Raw genomic sequence first — 19,289 nt, forward strand, 5'->3', positions numbered from 1 at the left:
ACGTCAAGGTCAGCTCCCCGTCGGGCGGACGAGCGCGGCGGCCGTGCGCACCAGGATGCAGAGGTCCTGCCACAGCGACCAGTTGTCGATGTAGGCGTTGTCGAAGCGGGCCCGGTCCTCGATGGAGGTGTCGCCGCGCAGACCGGTGACCTGGGCCAGACCGGTGATCCCGGTCCGCATCCGGTGCCGGGCCGCGTAACCGGGGTAGGTCTGGCCGAACTTGGCCACGAAATAGGGCCGTTCGGGGCGCGGGCCGACCAGGCTCATGTCGCCGCGCAGCACGTTCCACAGCTGCAGCAGCTCGTCCAGCGAGCTGCGCCGCAGGAAGCGGCAGAACCAGCCCATCTCCCCGTCGTTCGCCACGCTCCACCGGGTCGCCGCCTCGTGCGCGTCGGCCGGGCGGTGGGTGCGGAACTTCAGCAGGGTGAACGGCAGCCCGTCCCGGCCGATCCGCTCCTGCCGGAACACCACCCCGGGCCCGTCGCCCAGCCGCAGCGCCACCGCGCACACCAGCAGCAGCGGACTCACCAGCAGCAGCAGCGCCCCGGACACGATCACGTCCAGCAGGCGCTTGCCGAAGGCTTCATGAGTGATCGTCAGTTCCAGCCGCCGACAGGCGAACCCGGCGAGCAGCTCCGTCGAACCGTCCCGGTCGTACGAGGGGGTCTCGGGGTCCACCTCCCACAGCGCGCAGCCGCCGTCCTCCAAGGTGCGCAGTAACGGGGCGCGTTCGGTGCGGGACCCGACGACGAGCACGGTCTGGACGCCGTTCTGCACGGCCGCCCGCCGCACCTCCTCGGGGGTGGTGAGCACGGGCAGGCCCTCGGTCCCGGCCGCCTGGTCGGCGACCACACCGACGGGCCTGATGCCGCACCCGGGGTGGCGCAGGAACGCGGCGGCCACGCGCTGCGCGGTCGCCGCCGGGCCCACCACCAGGGCCGTGCCGGGCCGTCTGACGAGCGCCCGGCGCCGGTGCCAGTGCACCGTGCCCCGCCCGACGCAGGCCGCCGCCGAGTGCAGGGCGCAGCCGAGGGCCAGCTCGTGGGCGGCGAGCGCGTGGTCGGGGGAGTGTGCGGCGACCCCGGCGCCCAGCACGCACCAGCCGAGCACGATCCGTCCGCACACGGCGGGCAGTTCGTCGAGCACGGCGGGCACGGCGGGGGGCCGGTACAGGCGCGCCCGGGCGTTCAGCACGGCCACGGCCAGGGTCAGGACGGCGACCATCAGCGGCCGCCCGGGAGTCATGTCGTCGGTGAGGGCCAGCACCGCGAGCAGGGCCGCGCCGCCGTCCGCCGTCAGCAGCGGCAGTCCCGAGGGAGGCCGGGCGACGGGCCGCCGGCCGGCCCGGAGGACCGGGCCGCCGACGGTCTCGCGCGGCGGGACCACCGAGACGGACGAGCCGCCGAACTCGCGTTGCTGTCCACCGGGGGAGTGGACGGTGCTTTCCGTACGTTCCGCAGTCACGTGTGGATGGACTCCCTGCACTCGGTGGCTTTCCCGCGTCGGCCGTCCGCACCGCCGAGCAGTTCGCGGTACACGTCCGAGACGGCCTTGTTCGTGTGCCGCACGTCGTGCGTGGTCAGTACGTGGTGGCGGCCCTGGTGGCCGAGCGACTCGCGCAGCGGCGGATCGAGCAGCAGGCGGGCCACGGCCCCGGCGAGTGCGGCGGGGTCCTCCACGGGCACCGGCTCCCGGCCGGACGGCAGACTCTCGCGGGCCCCGTCCACATCGGTGAGCACGACCGGCCGCCCGCACGCCATGGCCTCCAGCGGCGCCAGCGCCATGCCCTCCCACCGCGACGGCAGGACGACCAGATCGGCGGCCTGGTACCAGGGCGCCGCGTCCGCGACACCTCCGGCGAACAGCACGCCCTCGGGAGCCAGGGCTCGCAGCCGCTCGCCCTCCGGCCCGTCGCCGACCAGCACCAGACGCGCCGCCGGCACCCGCCGCAGCACCGCCTCCCAGGCCGCGAGGAGCACGTCCTGGCCCTTCTGCCGGCACAGCCGTCCCACGCACACCACCAGCGGAGCGGCCGGACCGACCCCGGCGAGCAGAGGGATTCCGGCGCGTACGGTGTCCGCGGCGGCGGGGCGGAAGCGCCCGGCGTCGACCCCGTTGGGGATCACCGTCCACCGCGCCCGTACCCCGGCCCGTTCCCCGGTGACCCGCTCGGCCTCGCTGACGCACACCACCCGGGAGGCCCAGCGCGCCCCCGCCCGCTCCCATCCGCGCGCCAGGGCCGCCATGACACCGTCCACCGCCTCGAACGACCAGGCGTGCGGCTGGAACACGGTCGGAACGCGGTCCCGGACGGCGAGCCGGCCCGCCAGACCGGCCTTCGCGCTGTGCAGATGCACCAGGTCGGGCCGCACGTCGTCGAGGATCCGCCGCAGCCCGCGCACCTCGGACACGAGCGTGGGGCCCGGCGACCGGGTCGCCGCCCAGGGCCGTACCTCGGCGCCGAGCGCGCGCAGGGCCGGGGCGAGCGGGCCCTCGGGGCAGGCCACCGTGGTGTGCAGGCCGTCGGCGAGCCGGGCCCGCACCAGGTCCGTCACGACACGGGCCACGCCGCCGTCGACCGGCTGGGTGACGTGCAGGACCCGCGAAGGGGGGTCGGTTGGTGACAGTTGCATGCGGGTTCCTTGCTCAGAGGCGGCGCCGGGCGGCGCACGTCACGGCCTGGCGTCGACGGCGACGAAGAGCGCCCCGACCCAAGCCGCGTCCCGCTGCGAAACGATCCGGAAGGCCAACTGGTCACCGCCGCGCCGGATTTCGTCGTCCAGTTCGAGAACATCCGAGTCGTATCCGAGGGTGTTCGAGTACGCCGGCGTACGCCTGGCGGCGAGCGTCGCGGGCTCGCTGATCGTGGAGTTCAGGACGTCGTCACGCGGGTTGGCCGCGTCGCCGAGCGCGACGGCCGGGCCCCGCCCGGTCGAAACGGTGAGCGAATCGCCCCGGCTCCCCCGGTCCCCGTCGTAGGCGACCAGTCCCACGGTGCCGCGCGCGCGTTCGGGCAGGGTCATCGTGACCGGCCCGACCCGCTGATCGCCGCCCTGGGCCAGGGTGTCGAAGCCGTCCCACATCGCCAGGTGCCGCAGCGGCTCCGCCGCGTTCTCGTAGGCCACCATCAGGGTCCAGCCGCCCCAGGCGCCGGCCGCCGAGCGGCCCATGGCCACATTGACCTGCGCCACCGTGTAGAGCCCCGCTCCGCTGGACCGCACCAGCTCCGTCACGTCCGCCGAGGCCTGGAACGCGTCCGCGCCCCGCGCCACCCGGTGCCCCACCACCGAGTCCGCGAGCACCTCCTTGTACGCGCCGCCGGGCTCCGCGATCAGCACCCGCCCGTTGTCCTTCGGCGGCTTCTGCTCACCCACCCGCAGGTTCCCGCCCCAGTACAGCCGCGCGTACGACACCCGCGCGCCCGGCGGCAGCCGGACCTCGCCCCGGCTGGAGTTGTAGGTGTTCGGGTCCCGGTCGACGTCGATGTAGAACATGTCGAAGTCGCCGTTGACGGCCGTACTCCCCCCGCGCGCGTCGGCGCACGAGGACACCGCCGGAGCGGGTGCGTGCACCGGGGGAACGGCCGGCGCCGTCGCGGGCGCGGCCATGAGAGGGGCGGGGGCGACCGTGAGGGGAGAGGGCGCGGCCGTCGGCGGGACGGCTGCCGGCGGGACGGCTGTCGGCGTCGTACGGCAGGTGATCGAGGAGTTGGCCGCGCGGACGATCCCGCCGTGCTGCAACGCCCGGTACCGCTGGCCGAACGCCAGGCGCTCGGCCTCGGGCGAGGGCGCGGGCGGCGCCGCCGTCGCGGGAGCGCCGGGCCCCCAGAGAGCGGCGGCGGCACAGCAGCACACCATGGCGCGACGCAGCAGAGGACCCGGGTGAATTCGCATGACCGGCGGTGCCCTTTCGGGAGCTGGTTCGGGTGCTTGACGGGGGAAATACCGCGGACCGTCGAAGGGCGGAAAATGTGCGTATCTGATAAAGGCCGCGGTGTTGTGGGGATATGGGCAACTCTATCCCTCTATGTGTATTTATCTGCGGAGCGTGCCGCCTGTGTCGGATCGGTGAAGCGGGCGTTCTGCGAGATCACTCCTTTGGAGGCACAACCCCGGGCGCATGCCACGCGTTGACTCACCGCCGGGCACCCCCGCCCGACTGTTTTTGCATCAACTCCAAGGAGCACCTCTCCATGTCGCGTATCGCGAAGGGCCTGGCCCTGACCTCCGTTGCTGCCGCGGCCGTGGCGGGCACCGCCGGCGTCGCCACCGCCGACAGCGAGGCGAAGGGCTTCGCCGCTCACTCCCCGGGCGTGCTGTCGGGCAACGTCGTGCAGGTTCCGGTCCACGTGCCGGTCAACGTGTGCGGTAACACCATCAACGTCATCGGTCTGCTGAACCCGTCGTTCGGCAACAAGTGCTTCAACGACTGACGTTCGAGGACTCGCGTCCCCGCACTGACGTCCCCGCACTGACGTTCGCGCGTTGAATACGAACCGGCCGTTCTCCCACGGGAGGGCGGCCGGTTCGTGTTGCTCCGGATGGTGTCCCTCGGTTGCAGACGGCGATCACCGATTTCACGGTGAGAAGACGATTCCTCGCACCGATGGAAAGGAACATCCATGCGTGTTCTGCCCGTACGGCGTCTCGCGGTCTCCGCGTTGTGTGCCACGCTGCTCCTCGGCGTCTCCGCCCCGGCCGCCCTGGCCGCCGACGTAGGGTCGGCGCCCGAGCGTGCCCGGTCGGCGACCCCCGTTCCCGGCGCGGACGCGCTCCAGGCCCAGCTCAAGGGCCTCGGCGGCCTCGGCGGTGTGCTGAAGCCGGTGACCGATCTGCTCGACGCCGTACTGAAGGCGGACGACGGCCGGCTCTCCGCCGACCGGGCGGCCGAGCTGGGCAAGGCCGTGCGGGAGGCCATCGACAAGGCCAGGGCGAGCGCTCCGGCGACCCCGTCGGCGGTTCCTCCGGTCGTCCTGCCCGTCGCCCCGCCCGTCACGCTGCCGGTGGATCCGGTCGCGCCCGCCGCCCCGGCCGCCCCCGTGGTGCCCGCCGCCCCGGCCGTCCCCGTGGTGCCCGCCGCCCCGTCGGCGCCGCAGTCGGCCGTCACGTTGCCGGCGTTCGACCGCGGGCACGTGCGCTCGGTCGGCAGAGTCGCGGCCGAGCCGGTGTCCGACGCGCTGACCGCCCTGCAGAAGGCGGTCGACAGCCTGCTCAAGGCGGCCACCTCCGGTGACCTCGCCCAGGTGCTGCCCGCCGTCAACGGCGTGGTCGCCGGTCTGGTCCAGCTCATCGGGGCCATCCTCCTGGGCAGCGGTCTGCCCGCCCCGGTCGCCCTGCCGCCCGTGCAGCCCCCGGCGGAACTGCCGGCGAAGCCCGCCACGGACACGCTGCCGGTACAGCCGCCGGCCGCGGCGCCCGGCCGCTGAGAGCGAGGCGAAACGGCTGGGCGGGCCGGCCGGGGCGGTCCGGCGCTGTTTCGTATGACCTGTTGTTCGGCGTCAGATATGACCTGTGCCGAACGGGGTTTCCGCCGGAGCGAGGGCTCGTTGGACACGGCGCAGTGCTTCCAGTATCCGAGGAGAGGAACACGATGAAGTCGCTGAAGGCCGCCGCTGTCGTCGCAGGGTCCATGGCCATCGCCGGTGCCGCCGCGCCCGCCTTTGCCTACGACGCCACGGACGTCACGCCCACCAGCCTCAACGGCGCGGTGAACACGCTCTTCAAGGGGCCCATCGAGCCCGCTCCGCTGCAGCAGCAGTCGAACGCGCTCGACACGGAGAACAAGGACTCCGTTCTCCACACGGTGAGCGGCGCGACCAAGGCCCTCAACTCCCCCGGCGGCGCCACCAAGCTCCTCGGCGGCCTCCCCCTCCAGGGCTGACATTTCCTGTACAGCCCACAGGGCCGGTTCCGCGAAGACGCGGAACCGGCCCGACGCCTTTTCCGATCCCCGGACGGGTGAATTCCCCGCTGTTCGAGGCGTTTCCCTCGTTCGTGTGGTCGGGCGTCGCCTGTCGCCCGGTCGGGTGAAAAGGCGGCCGAGTCGTTTGGCGGGCGTGGATAGGGTTCCGCGGTGACTTCAACTTCCGCTGAAACCCGCCCTTTCCGTCCCGCCGACCTCGGCACCCTCGTCGTCATGGCGTGGAGCGGTGAAGCCCCCGACGGAGACATGCCCTATCTGCTCGCCTACACGCTGGGCGACGGCCGGAACGGACCGGAGGGTTCCTCGGCCGCCGTGGCGGACCTGCTGACCAGCCTCGGTCTCTCCATCGGCGAGAAGGTCGTCGACGGCACCGCAAACTCCAGCCTGCCGGTCACCCTGCTCGTCGAGGCCGGCCAGGCCGTCATCACCCTGCCGCAGCTCAACGCCCAGTGCCCGGCCCCGCCGGAGTGGCTCGCCGCCGTCGGCGCACGCGGCTTCGCCTACCTGCTGTTCGCCACCCGCCCCTGGCCCGAGGCCCGGCCCGGCATGCCCGTCGAGCCCGAGGCCCTCGCCGCCTTCGCCGGCGACGCCGAGACGCTGACCAGCGCCGCGCACGTCCTCCTGCCGGCCCGCAGCCTGCGCGGCTGATGGCCGCCCCGGCAGGGCGGCCGGCGCGTACGGCCGGCGCCGGGCGTGCCTTCGCGATCCTGCTGCTGATCACCGGCGCGGCCGGGCTGCTCGCGTCCTGGGTCATCACGATCGACAAGTTCAAGCTGCTGGAGGACCCGGACTTCACACCGGGCTGCAGCCTCAATCCGGTGGTCTCCTGCGGCAACATCATGAAGAGCGACCAGGCCTCCGCCTTCGGGTTCCCCAACCCGATGCTCGGCCTGGTGGCCTACGGCATCGTCGTCTGCGTCGGCATGAGCCTGCTGGCCGGAGCGGTCTTCCCGCGCTGGTACTGGCTGACCTTCGGCGCGGGCACGCTGTTCGGGGTCGGCTTCGTGACCTGGCTGCAGTTCGAGTCGCTGTACCGGATCAACTCGCTCTGCCTGTGGTGCTGCCTGGCGTGGATCGCCACGGTCGTCCTCTTCTGGTACCTGGCCTCGTTCACCGTCCGCAACGGTTTCCTGCCCGCGCCGGCCTGGCTGAGCGGCTTTCTCGTCGAGTTCACCTGGGTGCTCCCGGTGCTGCACCTCGGAGTGATCGGCATGCTGATCCTCACCCGTTGGTGGGATTTCTGGACGAGCTGACCATGTGAGGGACGGGCCCGGTGATGCAATAAGGAAATGAGCAGGTAAGCCTCTCGGACCATTGCGGCAGTCGAGCGAATCTTGAACTGGGGGAGATCCCCGGATCGTTCACCCGGTACGGGCGCCGAGCCCGCAGAACAGCCGGCGCACCACCGATTCCGAATCCGTCGATCCGGCCGATTCCCGCGATCACCGATCCCGGATCCGCCCATTCCTGAAAGGGACCGTACCGAGATGAAGCCGACCACACGAGGAACTCTTGCCGCCGTCGTCACCGGTGTGGCGGCCGCGATGGGTGCCTCCGCCGCCCCCGCCGTCGCGGCCGAGACGGTCCCCGTCCCCCTGCCGCTCGAAGGGGTGGAGCACTCCCTGAACGTCAAGGCGCCCAAGCTGAGCGGGGAGTTGCCGCTGCTCATGCCGGGCGCTCCCCAGGGCGGACCGAAGTACGTCGAGGGGCGGCTGCTGCCCGCGAGCAGCCTGCCGCAGGTGCCGCTCGGCACCGCGCTGCCGGGGCTGAAGGCCGAGACTCCGCTGCCCCGGCTCGTCGGGGAGGGCTTCGAGCGGGTCGGCCTCGACGCCCCCGCCGCCGACCTGCGGACCCTGACCCCCGGGCTGAACGTGGACACCCCGCTGACCGCGCCCGACCCCCACGCGCTGGGCCTGCCCAGCCTGAAGGACCCCCAGGTGGCCGTGCTCGCCCCGCTGCTGCGGACGGCGCCGACCGCGAACCTCGGGCTCGTCTGAGCCCGAGGCGACACGACAGACGAGGCCCGGGGCCGTACCGGCCCGGGCCCGGCCGTCCGGGGGTCACCGCTACCGAACACGACGAGGAGAGAGTGTTGTTCGTCAGCAGAGTGACGGTGGACCCCGAAGCCGGCCGGCGCAGAACGCGCCGCAACGCGCTGCGCGCCCTGGGCGCGTCGGCCGTCGCCCTGGCCGTGGCCCCCGTCGTCGCCGCAGTGTGGCCCCGCCGGTCGGCCGGGCCGGGGGAGGCCGACTTCGACGAGACGTACCGGGGCCGCCGTATCCGCGGGGTCCAGGCCGACACGGGCCGGACGGCCTATCTGGGGGCCCGGACGCCCGGCCCCGGCGCGTGGGACGTCACCGTCGACGGGCGCCCGCTGCATCTCATGCGCCGCGCGGACGGCACGTACCTGAGCATGATCGACCACTACCGCTCGTACCCGACGGCCCTGGCGGCGACCCGCGCCGCCGTCGAGGAGCTGGGGGCCACCCAGCGCCTGCGCGTGGAGGAGACGGCGGAGGGAGCGGTCGGCCATGGCCTACACCCGTAAGGACGTCAGCACCCTCACCCGCACGGAGCGCCGGCGGTTCGTGAACGCGCTGCTGAAGCTCAAACAGCGCGGCGAGTACGACGAGTTCGTGCGGATGCACATCGAGCACTACGTCTCCGACGGCGACGGCGGTCTGCGGACGGCCCACATGGCGCCCTCCTTCCTGCCCTGGCACCGCCGGTTCGTGCTGGAGCTGGAGAAGGCGCTGCGCCGGATCGACGACTCGGTGACCGTGCCGTACTGGGACTGGACCCGGGACCGTACGACGACGTCGGTGCCCTGGACCGCCGACCTGCTCGGCGGCAACGGGCGGCGCTCCGACCTGCGGGTGACGACCGGCCCGTTCGCCTACGGGACGGGCCGGTGGACCATCACGGAGGGGCTCACGGACACCGAGTACCTCACCCGGGACTTCGGTTACCCGCGCAACCCCGTCGCCCTGCCCACCGCCCGTGACCTGGACGCGGCCCTCGCCGAGTCCGTCTACGACAAGGCTCCCTGGAACTCGGTCACCCGCGGGGGCTTCCGCAACCGGCTCGAAGGGTGGGGTCGGGGGACCGGCAACGGCTCCTGGCTCAACCACAACCGGGTGCACCGGTGGGTCGGCGGGCACATGGTCGGCGGAGCCTCCGTCAACGACCCCGTCTTCTGGCTGCACCACGCCTTCATCGACCTGCAGTGGACGCGCTGGCAGCAGCGTCACAGGGGCGCGCGCTACCTGCCGGCCAAGCCGCCGGGCAGGGGCGACTCCCAGCGGGGCCGGATCGTCGCGCGCGACGAGCGGATGCCGCCCTGGAACGTGACTCCGGGGGAGCTGGAGTCGATCGGGCACGTGTACCGGTACGGGTGACCGCCGCCCGTACCCCGTCCCCCGTCGCCCGCCGCCGTGGCCCGGGGGCGGGCGGTCCGGGAACGGCGCGAAGCCCCCGGCGGGTGTCCCACCGTCGGGGGCTTCGCGTCACTGCCGTGTCGCCGCGGTGGCGCTCAGGGCTGTCGGCCGGGTCAGTGGCCGTAGCCGGACGGGCCGGGGTTGCCCTTGTGGCTGTCGTCGCTCTTGTTGACGCAGACGTTGCCGAAGGCCGGGTTCAGCAGACCGACGACGTTGATCGTGTTCCCGCACAGGTTGACCGGAATGTGGACGGGGACCTGGACGATGTTGCCCGAGAGGACACCCGGCGAGCCGACGGCCTTGGCCTCGGCACCCGCGTCCGCCGAGGCCAGGCCGGCGCCGCTGAGCACGACGACGGACGTGCCGAGGGTGACGACGGCTGCCTTCGCGATGCGAGACATCACGTTCTCCTTCTTGATCGGTGAGCACGACCCCCACTTCGTGGCCGCACGCCCCTTCAACGCGCCCGCACACCGGGGGTCACGGCGTCCGCCGAGGGATCACCCGTTCCGAACGGGAGTGTGGGGCAGGGCATCACCGACGCCGGAATCCGGCCAGAAAAAAGCCCTCCCGTGGGGAGGGTGAGGAGTGGGCGCCCCCGGCAGGACTCGAACCTGCGGCCAAGCGCTTAGAAGGCGCTTGGTGGGTCTGGTGTCGCACCGCTGCTGACCTGCTTCTCTTACGGTGCAGGGCGCGTCATCGTCTGGACTTCGACACGCATTCGACGCGGCTCGGGCTACTCGTACGTCGTCGCTGCTTGCAGCGCTCGCGCGAAGAACGCCCAGTCGCCGCCAGGCGGCAACTCCCGGCTGGTGTTGCGGTACCAGCCGTCCGCGTCATCCATCCAGGCGGCCAGAGCGTCCAGGAAGCTCGGAAGGTCCGCGTTCTCCCATGAGCCTCCATTCTCGGCGTGACTGCGACGCAAGGAACGAACGAAGGCTGCCAGGTCTTCTCTGCTGTCGACGTGATCAGGAGAAGTGGTCATGCCTGGGAACCCTACTTGGCACGCCAAGCCGGACGCCCTGTGAGGGGAGCTAAGAGCTGTCCCGTAACTGCCGGAGCGTGAGGACCTGCCCTGGCTTCCCGGGGCATCACAGGAAGATGAGCTCGACGTCCTTCGCGATACAGAGCCGCAGAACGACCGCCAACTGTTGGGCCGCATCGATGTGTGTCCGAGGGACGCCGACCTCGCTCTGCCAGTGGTCGACGATCCCCTCGATCCGGGGCAGGAGCGCGGCGCATTCGATGGGCGACAGCTCGCCTCCACCGTCATCGGGGCGATGGAGGAGCGGTTCGAGCGAGGTGGAGACATCCCTCCAGAGGCGCTCTCCGCCGAAGCCCCACATCCCGTCTGGATCGAACCCCTCGGCTCGCGCCAACTGCCGCCGGAACGCGGCGAATCCGCTGTAGGACCAGCCGGCGTCTGGACTGCTCGTGTCTCCGTCTCCCGGGAACAGAATCAGCCCCACGTCGTACTCCCTCGGATCGTCGGATACGCAAAGGATCAGTCGGAACCAGCGACGTCTGCAACTGAGATGATCCGGCGGTGGCTGGTGTGATCACGGCGTCGGAGCCGGCCTGGATACTTCCGTTACCTTGGAGAACCCGACCACCGCGCCGGGACTCAGCCCTGCCCAACCACCGAAATCGCGTCGACCACCCAACAGCTGCTGATCAGCGACGCCGCCTCATCCCAACCGAAACGGCGAGGTTAGTGGAGATACCGACGGCGCGGAACAGGATCGAACCGCAGCCGTCAACCGGCGGGGTGAGCTCGGATGCGTCAGTGCCGCAGTCGTGGTGGTAGTAGTGCTGGTCGACCAGTTTCCCGACGGGACCGGCTCAGGCTGGTGGCCGCCCGTGAACGTGAAGGTGACGGCCTTGGCGTTCGCGTCACCACGGGTAGGCGGAGGTGCTGAACGTCCACTTCTGCGACGCCCCTCAGTCCCCGCCGTCCCGCAAGCCGAGTGGCGCCGGCTTCAAGGCCGAGAGACCATGGTCGTTGGGGGCAAAGCACTTGACCTTGGGAGCGTAGCATGAAAGCAAAGCCCGCCTGTGGGCCGGAACGCGACCCCGAGTTTTTCGACGAACTCGCCAAATTGCTTGCCCGTTACCCAGAAGCCGCTGGCAGGTACGGGGTGAGATGCATGAGGGCTGAGCGCGAAATACTGAAGATCGACTTCAGTAAGCAAATAGGGGTGGCACGCATCGAAGACGGTCGGATCATCACGGAGTTCGTCGATCGAGACGACGACATCGTGCGTAGTGCACATCACGCCTGCTGTGAATGGGTTGACCACCATTGCACGTGGATATGCCCGGAGTGAACCTCCGCGTTCGACGCTTGGCGCCTAAGGGCTGTCCCGCAAAGATCTTTGGCTCCGAGTACGGAACAACCTGTAGAGCTGGTGAGGTGGTTCGTGAGGTGTTCAGGGACCGGGCATAGTCGGCGAGTGCGCGGAAGTCGTTCCCCAGTAGGCCTATCCGCGGGTTGACGTGGTGGAGGAGCCCGGGGCCTCGATGGTGGGCGGTCACGTAGGTCTGATCCAGCTCGCTCCCCTCCTCGTCCACCCAGGCGAAAGGGCGGCCATCGGCGTAGTTCACCAGCGGTCCGGTCTTCCAGTGGACTCCATCAGGGCGTTCCTGGAGTAGGACGTCGCCGAAGTCGACGAAGGGAAGTTCTGGAAGGCCGAGCACTGGTGCGATCCACCGGTTTGCGTCGTCCATCCATGTGGTGGCCCAGCACAGCTCGAAGCCGAGCTGGAGCAGGATTCGTCCGTGCTCTGGGTTGAGCTAGACACGTAGGGGACGTCGTCGGGACGAGAGGCCCCTGTCGTCCTCATGGGCGTCGTTCCGGGGGACTCTGAGTGTGATGTAGCCGTGGGGACGCCTCTCCGGCTTGGCCGCGTAAGGGTTGAGCGGCCCGTCCACGTCGAGGAACAACAGTGGTCGGTTCACGGTTTCCCCCGGTCTTGCGCATTGTGGACTGCCCCGATCAGCGTAACTGTGGCATCGTCTCGGCATTGGGCCAGCCTGAGTGATGATCATGATGTGGCGCGTGTGATCACGGCATCGGAGCCGTCCTGGATAACCCCGTTCGCGGGGCTGAGCCCGCGCTGCTTCGGCAAACTGCTGACCACGCTGCGGCGCGATGGAGCAGATGTGGTCCGCCGAGGCCGGCCGTGGAGCCTGCCGTTGGAAGATCGGGTGTTGCTGGTCACGGCCTACTGGCGAACCCATCTGACGTTGCGGCAGCTCGCTCCGCTGTTCGGCGTCTCGAAGTCGACGGCCGGCCGAGTCATCAACCACCTCCCCCACCCGGTGTCACACCGCGCGGACGGGGCTGAACACTCTCGGTCGTGGTCGGGGCGGATGCACGGCCACGCTCCTCGCGGAGACTGGAGCAGCAGCCCCGGATCCCGTCGGCGACTTCCCCCTCACTCGTTAATCCAGCAGTTTTCCGCAGCATCCCAGGCAAACGCTTTAACCCGTCCCCTTACAAACGTCGCGGTCCGCCAGACACTTCGGTTCCAGGCAATGATTCCCACACGCGGCAACTCGGCGTCGCGCCATTCGTCGTGCCGATATGTGCCCTCAAGCTTCCCCGTGGGTGGGTCCGCGCTGCACAAGACGATCAGTTGTGCCACTGCCTCGGCTGGAAGATCCTCACTGATAGAGATCAACCAACCATGCTCCGTGCGTAGGGTGACCGATTGGACGTCACGCTGAAGGCCCTGCACCTCGCGACTCTCCTCCACCTGACGACGGAGTAGGCGTCGAACTGCTGTGCGCGTTCCTTCATCCAGGGCTCCGGCAAACCGATTTCCGAAGTGCGTAGCGACCGCTTGCAGAAAGGGCGCGGCGGCCAAGGCCCCCACTATTACGAAGTGGTTCTGGCCACCCATCATGATGCGGTCGCCGTCAACGCGATTGGGCAAGTTGCGATTGTCCGCCAATGCAGTCCCCCTCCTCACCGAAGGGTAGTAGCCGCGGCCGAAGGCTGCCAGAGGGCGCCCCACGCATCGGGGTTGAAAGGGGAGCTATGCCCATCCATCCAGCTCAAAGGCAGTCAGGACCAGGCCGACGCCACCCTGCGCGCAGCGGTGACCACGGTGAGGCTCCAATACGCCGGAGCCCTGGAGCAGCAGAACCGCATCGCCCAGCTGCACCGCGTACGTCGGGTTCATCTCCGCCACACATGCCTTCCCGACGGGCTGCAGCCACTCGGGCAGCTGGGGCAGGGGGAAGTAGATCCCGGATCCACCCACTCACGCTGACCGATGCTCTTGCCCTGTTCCTGTTCGTCCGGTGATGCTCTCGGGGCGTCTCACGGTTTTGCCCAAACCCGTGCCGGGGCGCCCCAGCACGTCTCCCCTCCCCTGCGTTCCAGGATCCTTCCGTGCCGCGGCAACGGCACGTCCGGGGCGCGGTCAGCTTCCCGGCAGCCACTCGGAGAGGCCCGTGCGGACCTGCGCGTTCCGGAAGAAGCCGCTGTGGACGACGGCGCTCGCCGACGGGACGACGAGCGGATCGGGCACGACGTACGCACCGGCGCGGTGGACGCCCTCGGTCGGTACGACGAGGTCGTTGCCGACGCCGAACAGCCGGTCCACCAGCCCGTCGAGCGCGCGCATCGCCAACGCCGCGTCCCGTGCGGGTTCGAAGTCGGACGTCACCGCGCGCACCGAGCCCTCGGTCGGGGCGGCGGAGGCGTAACGTGGCAGTCCTCGGTGCCGGGCCCGCTGGGCCGTTGCAGCTGGCTCCGGTGTACCGGGCTCTGCGCAAGGCCTTCGAGGACGGCAAGCATGAACCAGGGGCTGCGGATTTCTATTACGGGGAGATGGAGATGCGCCGCCACGCCGACGACATCCCCCGCAGTGAACGGGGGCTGCTGACCGCGTACTGGGCGCTGTCCGGGTACGGCCTGCGCTCCTCCCGGGCCCTGGCCTGGCTCGGGACGGCCATGCTCCTCACCATCGTCCTGCTGATGGCCTTCGGCCTCGCCCAGGACACCCCGAAGCAGACCGCGACCGGCACCGTCCCGGCCGGCAGGGGCAAGGTCACCTTCGAGATCGACAAGGGCGACCCGAAGAACCCCACCGCCAACTGGTTCACGGGCAAGCGTTTCGAGAAAGCCCTGAACGTCACCTTCAACTCGGTGGTGTTCCGCTCCTCCGGACAGGACTTGACCACCGCGGGCACCTACATCGAGATGACCTCCCGCCTGACCGAACCCGTCCTGCTGGGCCTGGCCGTCCTCGCCATCCGCAACCGCGTCAAACGCTGACTGCCCTGACCCGGTCTGGCCAAGCCTTGTGAACGGCTCGACCGAACCGAGTGCGGCTACGTGCAGAAACTCTTTCGGCCCCTAGACCGCCGGGACGCGCCGAACGTGAGTGCAGGAAGCGGTTCGACCGAACCACTTCGTGGACATACCGGCCAGCGCCGAACGCGAGTCCAGGAAGTGTTTCGATCGAAACACCTTCCTCGGACATGCCAAGTCGTACTTGCCTAAGGGCTGTCCCGTAACTGCTGGTCACGGAACACCCCTTAGGCGAGGGTCAGGATCGCGAGCGCGCCGCCCACGTCGACGACCGCGCACCACTCCGACCAGGCCCTCGGGACGACCCTGCCTGACCGGTGGTGGAGGATGTCCCAGATCCCGTGGGCCAGCCAGCCCACGGCGACCATGCGCAGGCCCAGCTTCTCGTCGACGGCTAGGGCGAGCGCGGCCATGGCCGTGAAGCCAGCGAGGCCCGCGAGCTGAACGGCCAGGACGCGGGAGCCGCGCAGTTCGCCGCGGAACGTGCCGAAGAGTAGGTAGCACACAGGCATGACGGCGAGGAGACCGGCGAGCAGACCCACGGGCGGCACACCGTCCACGAAGGTCACGACCACCAGGGCGACTGCGGCGAGCGTGGGCCAGCGGTGCGGCAGTCGCCGCGGCCGGGTGCCCGCGGCGTCGTCGCGTACGGAGTCGGTCATCGGGGTCCTCTCACGATGCGTGCGGCTATGCCCCCCACGGTCCGGCCGGTACGGACCGCCGGGGTACGGCCTGCCGGAACGATGTCCGATCCCTTGGGGTACTCGTCCTTCCGGCATAGGGTCGCCGCATGGCGGAGCGGCTGATGGTGGTGGTCGGGTACGAGGCGGCCGAACTGCTGGACATCGCGTGTGTCACCACGCCCCTGGCCATGGCCAATGGGATCGGCGTGCCGGCCGTGCCGTACCGGGTGCGTGTGGTCGGGCCGGGAGGCGGTCCGCTCGTCTGCGGCACAGGGCTCACGCTGGGGAGCGATCAACCGCTTGAACGGCTCGTCGGCCCGCTGGACACCCTGATCGTGTCGGGCGGGGTGGGTTTCGAGCGGGCGGCGGCCGATCCGCGGCTCGTGGGGCACGTCCGGCGGCTCGCGAAGGAGAGCCGCCGGGTGGCGTCGGTGTGCACGGGGGCGGGGGTCCTGGCCGCCGCCGGGCTGCTCGACGGGCGGCGGGCGACCACGCACTGGCGATACGCACGCCGGCTTGCCGACCAGCACCCGGAGGTCACCATTGACTCCGCGCCGATCTACATCCGCGACGGGAACGTCTACACGGCGGCGGGGGTCACCAGCGCCCTGGACCTCACGCTCGCGTTCATCGAGGAGGACCATGGCCCCGAACTGGCGCGCCAAGTGGCCCGGGACCTGGTCGTCTATCTGCAACGGCCTGGCAACCAGGCGCAGATGAGCCTGTTCACGGCATCTCCGGCGCCGCGTGACGAACTGGTCAGGGGCCTCGTCGAGCACATCGCTGCGCACCCGAACGCCGATCTGAGCACGAAGGCGCTGGCCGCACGGGCAAGGGTGACGCCGCGTCATCTCACCCGGCTGTTCGCGGACCATCTGGGGCAGGCGCCGGGTCGGTACGTCCGGCTTGCCCGGACGGAGGCTGCGGCGCAGCTGCTCGCCTCAACCGCGTTGCCGATGGCGGCCGTGGCGGCCCGCTGCGGATTCGGCAGCGCGGAGGCGCTGCGGCAAGCATTCTCCGGGCGGTACGGGATCCCGCCGTCGCGCTACCGGGCCGCTGTGCGGCAGGCGGGCTAAAGGCGCACTGCTGGTCGTGGCGTACTGGCGCACGAATCTGACGATGCGCCAGCTCGCCCCGTTGTTCGGGGTCTCCAAGTCGGCGGCTGACCGGATCATCGATCACCTCGGGCCCATGCTCGCTCTCCAGCCCCGAAAGCGGTTCGCCAAGGACACCGTGCTCATCGTGGACGGCACCCTTGTGCCGACCCGCGACCACACCATCGCCGCGCAGTCGAAAAACTACCGCTACTCCACCAATCACCAGGTCGTCATCGACGCCGACACCCGCCGGGTCGTCGTGCTGGGCCGGCCGCTCGCTGGCAACCGCAACGACTGCAAGGCGTGGGAGGAATCCGGCGCCAAAGCCGCCGTCGGCAAGCCCTCACCATCGCCGACGGTGGCTACCCGGGCACCGGACTTGTCATCCCGCACCGCCGCGAGCGCGGCCAGACCGCACTCCCGGACTGGAAAGAGGACCACAACAAGTCACACAAGCAGGTCCGGGCCCGCGTCGAGCACGTCTTCGCGCGCATGAAGACGTGGAAGATCCTCCGCGACTGCCGCCTCAAGGGCGAAGGCGTCCACCACGCCATGCTCGGCATCGCCCGCATGCACAACCTCGCCGTCGCCGGATAGGCCAACGAGCCGCACCGTGGCAAGCCCTGCCCGAGGCAACTCGGAGATCATTTACGGGACAGCACTTAGCGGTTGATCGGGATCTCGTAGACGATTTCGCAGTGAGCTGCGGGCACCACGATGTCTGCCGTTTCCACGGGCCTCCCTTCATCGCTGTAGTACGTCCGCCGGATGTGCGTGACGAGAGCGGCCTTCTGAATACCGAGCAGTGACGCCTCTTCGGCGGTCGCCTGCCTCGGCTCCGGTTGCTCTACGGCGTGGCTGACGGTGATGCCGATCGCGGCCATGCGGTTCACGACTCCTGCCCCGGCGTGCGGCCCTCCCTCGGGGAGGACGACGAGAGTGCCGGCGGTGAGGTCGTACGGCTCCCAACTCGTGGACAGCTGCACCGGCCTGCCGTCGGCAAGGAACTCGTACGCGGTCCGGACGCACAGGTCGCCCTCGGCGAGGCCGAGCCGCGCAGCGATGTCCGCCGGAGCCGGCACCTTGGCCTCGGTCCGGCTTTCCCAATCGCCTTGTCCTCCCAGGGCCTTCATGTCTGCCCGGAAGGGTGATCCGCTGGGCTGCTCCCGCGCTGATGACCGGACGACCCGGACCCGCTGTCGGGGCTCGGCGACGTACGTGCCCGAACCGGCGCGTCCCTCAAGCACACCTTGGGAAATCAGCAGCTCCTGAGCCCGGCGGACCACGTTCTCGCCCACGCCGCACTCCTGTCCGATCTGGGCGCGTGACGGCAGGCGGTCACCGGGCTCCCATACGTGCTCCGCGATCCGCCGCCGGAGTTCGTCGGCGATGCGGAGGTAGGGCGGCTGCTCAGGCATATGGAAAATCTAGTCCACTAGCTTCACTGAAAGTGATAGCCGGTAACGGAGGCTGCCCTGTGCCCGCTTCGGGAGTTCGCGGCAGCCATCGCTGCCCGGCTGTCCGACCTCGGGCTTCCCGCGCGCATGGAGGAGCACGACCGGCACACGTCGGTGGAAGCAGCAGTGTCGGAGTCTCTCTCCTCCGACTTATGGCGGGAGGTCCTGGAAGCGGTGGCCGAGGCCGATCAATTCGGGCTGCTCGCCACCAGCCTGAACGACCGCACCCTCTGGGCGGTCGTACGCAAAGCGGTCCCCGCGACGGGCGATGTCGGGGGACCGAGCCATCAGCGATAGGAGCTGACCAGCATGCTCAACCGTATCCGTCGCGCCGTTGCCCTCGCCAGAGCGCGGCATGTCCCCAAGGGCAGGCACCGCCGCACCTTAAGGCCCTCGCGGCCACCGATCGCCCCTGTTTCCCTGGCATTCGCTGACGAGCCGTCAGGCGCCCCCGCGCAGGCCGTCGACGAGCCGAGCCATCGGCACTTGCTCAGGGGCGAGGACAGCGAACTCGTCCGTCCGTACGTGCTGGCGCGAGAAAAACGCACCCGACGGCATCCGACGGTCGTCATTGCTCCCTACCTGCCGACCGACGCCTGGTCGAATCTCTTGGGGGTTCAGTGACGTCCTCGCGGCGGCAGACTCTTGGCCCGGACGGATCAGCTACGTCGTACCGCTCGGCTGCTTGCCAGATCGGCACGCACCGCGCCGGCCACGCGGCGGCGAGCGACTTCACGCCTTCTTCGCCTCGCTGTACTACTGCGGTCCCCGGCCCGAGGAGGCCGTAGCGATGCGAGTGGAGGACGTGACCCTGCCCGAGCCCGACGCTGCCGACCAGTGGTGCGAGCTGCTGATCCACACCGCGACCCCCGAGGTCGGAAAGCAGTGGACAGACACGGGGGAGATCCACGAACAACGCGACCTGAAAGGCCGTGCGGAGGGTGAGACCCGCACTGTCCCGGGGCATCCTGCCCTCACGCGCATCCTGCGGCAGCACATCGAGGACGAAAAGCTCAAGCCAGGTGCCCTGCTGTTCCAAGGCGAGTCGGGCGGCATCCTCGCCGGTTCCGTCATCCGTCGAGCGTGGCGCAACGCTCGAAAGACCGTACTGCCCCCGCACGTCTTCGAGTCACCCACCGGACGGCGTGTCTACGACAACCGGAACACGCGCCTGACGAAGTGGCTGAACGACGGGATTCCACCCGCCCAGGTGGCCGAGTGGGCCGGAAACAGTGTTGCCGTGCTCCTGGCGACCTACGCCCGCTGCGTCGAGGGCCAGCTGCCCGACCTGCAGAGGCGGCTCGAAACTGCCGGAGATCTTCCTGAGCGGCCGTCCGCCGACTGACCTCGCGGCCCGCAGAAACCTCGAC

22 protein-coding genes, 1 tRNA gene and 4 pseudogenes are annotated in these 19,289 nt (G+C 70.1%); 16 read left to right on the plus strand and 11 right to left on the minus strand.

Translation table 11 applies throughout. The features are described from left to right. Positions 1 to 9: 9 nt before the first annotated feature. Genes ACZ6BB_RS07810 through ACZ6BB_RS07820 form a run of 3 tightly spaced genes read right to left on the minus strand, consistent with a single transcriptional unit; the run spans position 10 to position 3,893 of the window. Positions 10 to 1,464 carry an exopolysaccharide biosynthesis polyprenyl glycosylphosphotransferase gene (locus ACZ6BB_RS07810; protein WP_471614418.1) on the minus strand — a complete coding sequence of 485 codons (1,455 nt, stop codon included), beginning with the start codon at positions 1,462 to 1,464 and terminating at the stop codon, positions 10 to 12. Then, positions 1,461 to 2,633 (minus strand): glycosyltransferase family 4 protein, encoded by a 1,173-nt coding sequence (locus ACZ6BB_RS07815; RefSeq protein WP_471614419.1) that lies wholly within the window; start codon positions 2,631 to 2,633, stop codon positions 1,461 to 1,463. The genes ACZ6BB_RS07810 and ACZ6BB_RS07815 overlap by 4 nt, the downstream gene beginning before the upstream one ends. A 39-nt stretch (positions 2,634 to 2,672) precedes the next feature. After that, positions 2,673 to 3,893, minus strand: coding sequence for a DUF3344 domain-containing protein (locus tag ACZ6BB_RS07820; protein ID WP_471614420.1), 1,221 nt, complete (start codon positions 3,891 to 3,893; stop codon positions 2,673 to 2,675). Positions 3,894 to 4,192: 299 nt separating this feature from the next. Here ACZ6BB_RS07820 and chpG point away from each other — a divergent pair, with 299 nt between their 5' ends. From chpG to ACZ6BB_RS07860, 8 genes are all read left to right on the plus strand, one after another. Next, a complete protein-coding gene (gene chpG / locus ACZ6BB_RS07825; protein ID WP_046708543.1) occupies positions 4,193 to 4,432 on the plus strand; it encodes a chaplin ChpG in 240 nt (79 codons plus the stop codon). Between the two features lie 189 nt (positions 4,433 to 4,621). Beyond that, on the plus strand, positions 4,622 to 5,425 hold the full coding sequence (locus ACZ6BB_RS07830) for a hypothetical protein (protein WP_471614421.1): 804 nt from the start codon (positions 4,622 to 4,624) through the stop codon (positions 5,423 to 5,425). A gap of 164 nt (positions 5,426 to 5,589) precedes the next feature. Further along, entirely contained in the window at positions 5,590 to 5,880 is a 291-nt protein-coding gene (locus ACZ6BB_RS07835) for a hypothetical protein (protein WP_471614422.1), read from the plus strand. A gap of 192 nt (positions 5,881 to 6,072) precedes the next feature. Next, a complete protein-coding gene (locus ACZ6BB_RS07840; RefSeq protein WP_471614423.1) occupies positions 6,073 to 6,570 on the plus strand; it encodes a DUF5949 family protein in 498 nt (165 codons plus the stop codon). Next, entirely contained in the window at positions 6,570 to 7,175 is a 606-nt protein-coding gene (locus ACZ6BB_RS07845; RefSeq protein ID WP_471614424.1) for a vitamin K epoxide reductase family protein, read from the plus strand. Before ACZ6BB_RS07840 ends, ACZ6BB_RS07845 begins: the two co-directional genes overlap by 1 nt. 234 nt (positions 7,176 to 7,409) lie before the next feature. Next, a complete protein-coding gene (locus ACZ6BB_RS07850; protein ID WP_471614425.1) occupies positions 7,410 to 7,919 on the plus strand; it encodes a hypothetical protein in 510 nt (169 codons plus the stop codon). A 92-nt stretch (positions 7,920 to 8,011) separates the two neighbouring features. Continuing rightward, a complete protein-coding gene (locus ACZ6BB_RS07855) occupies positions 8,012 to 8,470 on the plus strand; it encodes a tyrosinase family oxidase copper chaperone (protein ID WP_471614426.1) in 459 nt (152 codons plus the stop codon). Next, a complete protein-coding gene (locus tag ACZ6BB_RS07860; RefSeq protein ID WP_471614427.1) occupies positions 8,454 to 9,320 on the plus strand; it encodes a tyrosinase family protein in 867 nt (288 codons plus the stop codon). The genes ACZ6BB_RS07855 and ACZ6BB_RS07860 overlap by 17 nt, the downstream gene beginning before the upstream one ends. Positions 9,321 to 9,472: 152 nt before the next feature. Here ACZ6BB_RS07860 and ACZ6BB_RS07865 read toward each other — a convergent pair whose 3' ends face one another. The 4 genes from ACZ6BB_RS07865 to ACZ6BB_RS07880 all read right to left on the minus strand — a co-directional run bounded on the left by ACZ6BB_RS07865 (position 9,473) and on the right by ACZ6BB_RS07880 (position 10,828). Next, complete coding sequence (locus ACZ6BB_RS07865; RefSeq protein WP_471614428.1) at positions 9,473 to 9,760, minus strand: chaplin; 288 nt, start codon at positions 9,758 to 9,760, stop codon at positions 9,473 to 9,475. A 195-nt stretch (positions 9,761 to 9,955) separates the two neighbouring features. Then, positions 9,956 to 10,031 (minus strand) — tRNA-Arg (locus ACZ6BB_RS07870). Between the two features lie 64 nt (positions 10,032 to 10,095). After that, entirely contained in the window at positions 10,096 to 10,344 is a 249-nt protein-coding gene (locus ACZ6BB_RS07875; RefSeq protein ID WP_471614429.1) for a DUF7660 family protein, read from the minus strand. 106 nt (positions 10,345 to 10,450) lie between these two features. Then, positions 10,451 to 10,828, minus strand: a complete 378-nt coding sequence (locus tag ACZ6BB_RS07880; RefSeq protein ID WP_471614430.1) for a hypothetical protein — start codon at positions 10,826 to 10,828, stop codon at positions 10,451 to 10,453. A 567-nt stretch (positions 10,829 to 11,395) separates the two neighbouring features. On the opposite strand from ACZ6BB_RS07880, the gene ACZ6BB_RS07885 reads away from it, so the two are divergent. Continuing rightward, complete coding sequence (locus tag ACZ6BB_RS07885) at positions 11,396 to 11,686, plus strand: hypothetical protein (RefSeq protein ID WP_471614738.1); 291 nt, start codon at positions 11,396 to 11,398, stop codon at positions 11,684 to 11,686. Positions 11,687 to 11,771: 85 nt separating this feature from the next. On the opposite strand, the pseudogene ACZ6BB_RS07890 reads toward ACZ6BB_RS07885, so the two are convergent. After that, positions 11,772 to 12,317 (minus strand): annotated as a pseudogene (locus ACZ6BB_RS07890) (hypothetical protein); the annotation flags it as partial. 93 nt (positions 12,318 to 12,410) lie between these two features. Here ACZ6BB_RS07890 and ACZ6BB_RS07895 point away from each other — a divergent pair. Next, a pseudogene (locus tag ACZ6BB_RS07895) lies at positions 12,411 to 12,671 on the plus strand (helix-turn-helix domain-containing protein); the annotation flags it as partial. 1,118 nt (positions 12,672 to 13,789) lie between these two features. On the opposite strand, the gene ACZ6BB_RS07900 reads toward ACZ6BB_RS07895, so the two are convergent. After that, complete coding sequence (locus ACZ6BB_RS07900; RefSeq protein WP_471614431.1) at positions 13,790 to 14,044, minus strand: hypothetical protein; 255 nt, start codon at positions 14,042 to 14,044, stop codon at positions 13,790 to 13,792. Positions 14,045 to 14,076: 32 nt separating this feature from the next. On the opposite strand from ACZ6BB_RS07900, the gene ACZ6BB_RS07905 reads away from it, so the two are divergent. Then, complete coding sequence (locus ACZ6BB_RS07905; RefSeq protein WP_471614432.1) at positions 14,077 to 14,646, plus strand: hypothetical protein; 570 nt, start codon at positions 14,077 to 14,079, stop codon at positions 14,644 to 14,646. 263 nt (positions 14,647 to 14,909) lie between these two features. Here ACZ6BB_RS07905 and ACZ6BB_RS07910 read toward each other — a convergent pair whose 3' ends face one another. After that, positions 14,910 to 15,344 carry a hypothetical protein gene (locus tag ACZ6BB_RS07910; RefSeq protein WP_471614433.1) on the minus strand — a complete coding sequence of 145 codons (435 nt, stop codon included), beginning with the start codon at positions 15,342 to 15,344 and terminating at the stop codon, positions 14,910 to 14,912. Between the two features lie 128 nt (positions 15,345 to 15,472). Between ACZ6BB_RS07910 and ACZ6BB_RS07915 the strand changes: the two genes are divergently transcribed. Continuing rightward, positions 15,473 to 16,441 (plus strand): GlxA family transcriptional regulator, encoded by a 969-nt coding sequence (locus ACZ6BB_RS07915; protein WP_471614434.1) that lies wholly within the window; start codon positions 15,473 to 15,475, stop codon positions 16,439 to 16,441. 4 nt (positions 16,442 to 16,445) lie between these two features. Further along, a pseudogene (locus ACZ6BB_RS07920) lies at positions 16,446 to 17,059 on the plus strand (transposase); the annotation flags it as partial. 65 nt (positions 17,060 to 17,124) lie between these two features. Here the strand turns inward: ACZ6BB_RS07920 and ACZ6BB_RS07925 are convergent. Next, a complete protein-coding gene (locus ACZ6BB_RS07925; protein ID WP_471614435.1) occupies positions 17,125 to 17,880 on the minus strand; it encodes a GntR family transcriptional regulator in 756 nt (251 codons plus the stop codon). A gap of 59 nt (positions 17,881 to 17,939) precedes the next feature. Here ACZ6BB_RS07925 and ACZ6BB_RS07930 point away from each other — a divergent pair. From ACZ6BB_RS07930 to ACZ6BB_RS07940, 3 genes and pseudogenes are all read left to right on the plus strand, one after another. Continuing rightward, positions 17,940 to 18,216, plus strand: a pseudogene (locus ACZ6BB_RS07930) (hypothetical protein). Positions 18,217 to 18,228: 12 nt separating this feature from the next. After that, positions 18,229 to 18,543: a hypothetical protein gene (locus tag ACZ6BB_RS07935; RefSeq protein ID WP_471614436.1), complete on the plus strand. Its 315-nt coding sequence runs from the start codon at positions 18,229 to 18,231 to the stop codon at positions 18,541 to 18,543. Positions 18,544 to 18,709: 166 nt separating this feature from the next. Further along, positions 18,710 to 19,264: a hypothetical protein gene (locus ACZ6BB_RS07940; protein WP_471614437.1), complete on the plus strand. Its 555-nt coding sequence runs from the start codon at positions 18,710 to 18,712 to the stop codon at positions 19,262 to 19,264. Positions 19,265 to 19,289: the final 25 nt, after the last annotated feature.

Source organism: Streptomyces sp. NPDC041108, from assembly GCF_055592645.1.